Source organism: uncultured Clostridium sp., from assembly GCF_937920395.1.
Taxonomy (GTDB): Bacteria; Bacillota; Clostridia; order Clostridiales; family Clostridiaceae; genus Clostridium_AD.
In genome coordinates this window covers 1-3547 of sequence record NZ_CALEVF010000148.1, presented here as the reverse complement: position 1 = coordinate 3547, position 3547 = coordinate 1, and the positions used below count along the sequence as shown (strand labels likewise).

4 protein-coding genes are annotated in these 3547 nt (G+C 31.4%); all 4 read left to right on the top strand.

Annotated features, from left to right (window positions below; genetic code table 11):
* The first annotated feature begins 35 nt into the window (after window positions 1–35).
* The 4 genes from Q0649_RS10535 (at window position 36) to pta (ending at window position 3439) form a co-directional block, all read left to right on the top strand.
* The gene (locus tag Q0649_RS10535) at window positions 36–191 is read left to right on the top strand and encodes a zinc-ribbon domain-containing protein (protein ID WP_298841283.1); all 156 of its coding nucleotides are present in this window, start codon (window positions 36–38) and stop codon (window positions 189–191) included.
* Between the two features lie 168 nt (window positions 192–359).
* Window positions 360–854, top strand: coding sequence for a hypothetical protein (locus Q0649_RS10530; protein WP_298841280.1), 495 nt, complete (start codon window positions 360–362; stop codon window positions 852–854).
* Window positions 855–1155: 301 nt separating this feature from the next.
* Window positions 1156–1722 carry a DUF4256 domain-containing protein gene (locus tag Q0649_RS10525; protein WP_298841277.1) on the top strand — a complete coding sequence of 189 codons (567 nt, stop codon included), beginning with the start codon at window positions 1156–1158 and terminating at the stop codon, window positions 1720–1722.
* A 619-nt stretch (window positions 1723–2341) separates the two neighbouring features.
* Window positions 2342–3439, top strand: a complete 1098-nt coding sequence (gene pta, locus Q0649_RS10520; RefSeq protein WP_298841273.1) for a phosphate acetyltransferase — start codon at window positions 2342–2344, stop codon at window positions 3437–3439.
* The last annotated feature ends 108 nt before the right edge of the window (window positions 3440–3547 follow it).

Below are 3547 nucleotides of genomic sequence, written 5' to 3'. Positions count from 1 at the left end.
AGTGTTAACATAATTAAATTGGAGGCAATTTTATAATGGCAGATAAGACTTTAGTTTGTAATAATTGTGGTAAAGAATTCATATTTACCGAAGGTGAACAAGGATTCTATAAAGAAAAAGGATTTGAAAATGAGCCTAAAAGGTGCCCTGATTGCAGAAAAGCAAGAAAAATACAAAGAAGTAGAGAATAGCATAAGATTTACTACTTGCTTATGAGCTTATTTATATAAGACATATTTATAATGCTTATTAAAATAAGCTCTATTTTTTGTTGATTACTAAGTATGTAACAATATTAGCAATGTGGCATACATTATAGTGATTCACAAATCTTCTAAATTTAAGGAGTGTTAAAATAAATGATTACTACAAACGCTGATGAATTTTTAGGTTATGCTAATCAATGCAATGTAAGACCTGATAGATCAATAGCTACAATAGAAACCTCATATCCAGTTCTACAAAATATAGTTTCAAATAGTCCAATATTATTAGGTTCAATAGTTAATAGAACAAAAATAGGTAGGAGTATACAACTAGACGGAGATAAATTAATTTTCTGTGTACCAGGTCTATATTTAGTAACGTATAGTGCATCTGCAGTATGGACTACGCTACCATATGGAACCAACGAAGCGATAATCCGATTAAGCCTCAATCAAAGGTTCTTAGCTGGTTCAGAAACTAGAGTTCAGGTGTTAACACCTGATATCGTGGAAAATCAAAAATTAAATTTAGCTAAGACAGTTCTTGTTCCAGTAACTACTAGAAACTCATCCTTAACTTTAATAAGTACAAGCTCTCAAATTATGGGGTTCATAAACACAACAGTAACTGTTGTAAAAGTAGGATAATAGAACGCTAATGTAAAGGGACCGATATTTTAGATAACGGTTCCTTTTCTCTTAGGTTTCATTAATAATAAGAATTATAAAATCTTATGAATAGATCTAGCACTTTTTAGTTCAATATTTAAATTGATTCAGAATCTAGTATAAGTTTAGTGGTATAATCTAAATATAAAAGGGCTTAGGTAATAAAAATCGTGACTTTTATACTTCAAGTAGTGAAATTAAAACTCGTCATAGTAAAAAATTCAATTAAGAAGTATATTATGTAAAAGTAAATACTGGGTATACTAGAGGAGGTTTTATTATGGAACATGAAAAAAGGAAGTTGTCACCAGAACAATGTGAAGAACTACTCGGAGCATTGAAATACCGCTTTGAGAAAAACATGAACCGCCATAAAGGCATTGAATGGGCTAAAGTAGAAGCAAAGCTTAAAGCTAATACTGAAAAACTGTGGTCACTCAACGAAATGGAAAGAACTAGCGGTGAACCAGATGTTGTTGGTCATGATAATAAGACGTGCGAATATATTTTTTATGATTGTTCAGCAGAGAGTCCTAAAGGTCGCAGGAGTTTATGTTATGACCGCGAATCGTTGGAGTCAAGGAAAGAACATAAACCGAAAAACAGCGCTATAGATATGGCAACTGCCATGGACATTGAACTTCTAACTGAAGAACAATATCGAGAACTGCAGAAGCTTGGAAATTTCGATATGAAAACATCTAGCTGGTTGAAAACACCTTCGGAGATTAGAAAACTTGGTGGTGCAATATTTGGTGATTTCCGCTACGGCAATGTCTTTGTGTATCATAATGGTGCTGAATCTTACTATGGATCCAGGGGTGTTCGTGGCTCAATTAAGATCTGATTTTTGATTTTATCGAACTCTAGTAAATTATAATATAATTAACTATATATTTATGTCGTGATCGTAAACAATGGGGATATGTCAAACTTGTAGTTTATTGGTTTTTTTTGATATTATTCTTTGTTTTTTATTGTTTACGTTAACAATTTTATTAAATTTATAACTTGATCATAATTTATATTTTTTATAATTGCGGATATTATGTATATCTTTAAGTCGGCAAGAAAGTAGAAATTATAGTTCCACAGTATATGGTAAAACCTTGTTATGCCTATAAACGTTAGAGGTAAGTTACTGGTAAAAAAATCAAAGATTTTATTGGAAATTAATTTTATGGAGCTAATGTTAAACTTATTGTAAATGTATAATATATAATGTATAATATAAATTGTTAACGTGTGCATTAATATTTATTATAAATAAACCTCTTAAAATATTTTTGATGCATTATTAGGAAAAAGTCCAGATACTATTGTGTAGAATTTAAAAGATGATGATCTTGAGTTAAAAAAAAGCCATCTGAAACATGCGTTTGAGCTAATTAGAGATTAGTTATTGAAATCTAAAATAGAGATATTATTAATACATATAAAGTGATAAAAAATGAGAGGAGAAAATAATGACATTTATAGAGAGAATGCATAAAATGGCACAAGCACATAAGAAAAGAATAGTACTTCCAGAAGGTGAAGAGGAAAGGACTATAAAAGCTAGTGAAATCATTAAAAACAATTTATTGGCTGAGGTAGTATTAATAGGTGATGTTGATGTAATACAAGCAAAAGCAGCAGAACTTTCGGTTAATATTGAAGGTATAGAAATTGTGGATCCAAAGATGTCTAAAAAAACAGATGATTATGCACAAGAATTTTATGAGCTAAGAAAAAGTAAAGGAATAACTTTAGAAAAAGCAGCAAACATAATGTTAGATTCTGTGTATTTTGGAACTATGATGCTTAAAATGGGCGAGGTCGATGGAATGGTTTCAGGAGCAGTACATTATACAGGAGATTTACTTAGGCCTGGAATGCAAATCATTAAAACTGCACCAGGAAGTAACCTTATTTCAAGCTTTTTTATAATGGAATTGCCCCACGATGAATATGGAGAAAATGGACTGCTTTTATTTGGAGATTCTGCAGTTAATATAAATCCTAATGCAGAAGAATTAGCAGCTATCGCTATCAGTACTGCAGATAATGCAAAACTGTTATGTGATTTTGAACCTAAGGTTGCGATGCTTTCTTTTTCAACTATGGGGAGTGCAAAGCATGAATTAGTTGATAAAGTAGTAAAGGCGACTCAAATAGCAAAGAGTGCTAGACCTGATTTAAAAATTGACGGAGACCTTCAGTTAGATGCAGCAATTGTTGCAAGCGTAGCAAACCAAAAGGCACCAAACAGTAGCGTCGCAGGAAATGCAAATGTTTTAATATTCCCAGATATACAATCTGGAAATATAGGTTATAAGTTAGTGCAAAGATTTGCTAAAGCAAAAGCAATTGGACCAGTTTGTCAAGGCTTTGCGAAGCCTATAAATGATTTATCAAGAGGATGCAGCGTGGAAGATATAGTAAATGTTGTTGCAGTGACAGCCGTTCAAGCTCAAATTCAACTAAAGAAGACAAAAATTATTGAAGCACCAATGAAAAATCATACAGGTGCAAAATACTGGAATCACAGTATTTTGCCTAGAGAGATCATGTGCGAAAGTTAAATATATAATTTAAAAGCAATACTTTGATGTTTGGATCACATAACTGATGAAAAAAAATTTACATAAATATAATAATATTTAGTATTATTACGAGGAGTGACAATTATG